The sequence below is a fragment of the Streptomyces sp. NPDC012510 genome (genome assembly GCF_042955065.1).
Taxonomy (GTDB): Bacteria; Actinomycetota; Actinomycetes; order Streptomycetales; family Streptomycetaceae; genus Streptomyces.
The window spans coordinates 1-1,462 of sequence record NZ_JBIBEN010000081.1 but is presented as its reverse complement, the minus strand read 5'-3'; the positions used below and the strand labels follow the sequence as shown (position 1 = coordinate 1,462).

The 1,462-nt window shown below is 54.0% G+C and carries 1 protein-coding gene and 1 pseudogene; both read left to right on the top strand.

Going from position 1 to position 1,462, the window contains the following annotated elements:
* The coding region (locus ACFY9I_RS42440) for a hypothetical protein (RefSeq protein WP_391012879.1) at positions 1 to 332 on the top strand (332 nt) is incomplete at its 5' end.
* 7 nt (positions 333 to 339) lie between these two features.
* Positions 340 to 1,462 (top strand): annotated as a pseudogene (locus ACFY9I_RS42435) (hypothetical protein); the annotation flags it as partial.

The following is a 1,462-nucleotide window of genomic DNA, read 5'->3' as shown; positions in this document are numbered from 1 at the left end:
TCCTCGTTCTTACTGTCCTAGCTGTGGCTGGTCTGGCTGGAACCCTCACGTTCCTTCGGTGGGATAAGGCCGATCACCTATTGTCCGTCGTTTCGGGCTTGGCAACCGTTGCGTCATTGGGAGTCGCCGTATGGGCCGCTCTACCTGATGGAAATTCCATCACGGTGAATGTCGGCAACACTGGAACGGCGAAGGCCACAGGACCCGGTAAGGCAAATACCGGAATTACTGGCCCGGCTGATGGGCTGACCGGGAGTATTGAACTGAATAATAGCGGCATGGCAGAGGCTGACGGAGGCGGAGAGGCGAACACGGGAATTAATCTCAATTAACCAGATCGTGCGTTCTGGTTATATAGAGCAAGTTCGCCGTATCGCTCCGGCAGAACTGCGAGGCCGGGAGAAGGAACTGGCGAGACTCGCAGCCTTCTGCACCGACACAAACACCGACACCGAGTCCTCTTATATATGGTGCAGAGGATCTGCGTGGACCGGCAAGACGGCATTGCTCTCATCCTTCGTGCTCCATGCACCTGAAGGCGTTGAGATAATCGCATTCTTTATCACTGGGCGACTTTCCGGCCAGGATGATAGCGTCACTTTTTCGGAAGTCGTTCTTGAGCAACTCCTTGATCTCCTGGGGCAGGAAATCCCACCCTTCATGACCGAAGCGACAAAGGAGGCTCATTTGCTTCGGCTGCTTAATGAAGCAGCCGAGATGATGCAAGATTGTGGGAAGAGACTGATCCTAGTAGTCGATGGTCTTGATGAGGATCGGAGTGTTAGAAGCGGGGAAGAACCTCACAGCATTGCGGCCCTACTTCCGATACGACCAGTCTGTGGCATGCGTGTCGTAGTCGCTGGCCGACCAGACCCTCCTATCCCGGACGATGTACCGATAGGCCATCCTCTACGCGATCCACGGGTCATATGGGAAATCCCAACTTCTCCTCAGGCGCAAGCGGTGAAGTCAGATGCGCTGCGTGATCTGAAGCGACTGCTGCGGGGTAGTGCACTTGAAAAAGATCTGGTCGGCTTCATCGCTGCTTCGGGGGGCGGTCTGAGCGGACCTGATCTCGTATCTCTGACCGGATGCCAGCCGTGGGAGATTGAGGAACACCTTCACTCGGTTACTGGCCGAAGCTTCATGCAGCGTCCCAGTCACTGGTTCTCTCAGGACGCTACCGTATATCTATTTGCGCATGAAGAACTTCAGAAGCTCGCTGTTCAGGCTGTAGGGAAAGATCTTCTTTCTGACTATCGTTATCGACTAAATTCTTGGGCGGCAGATTACCGCTCTAAAGGGTGGCCAGTCGATACTCCCGAATATCTTCTGCGCGGCTATTATCGCATGCTAATTAACGCACGTGATCTTTCGGAGATCATGCGATGCGCAACGGATTTCGTACGCCACGATCGTATGCTCTCTATAAGCGGTAGCGATTTATCTGCAATGGCAGAGA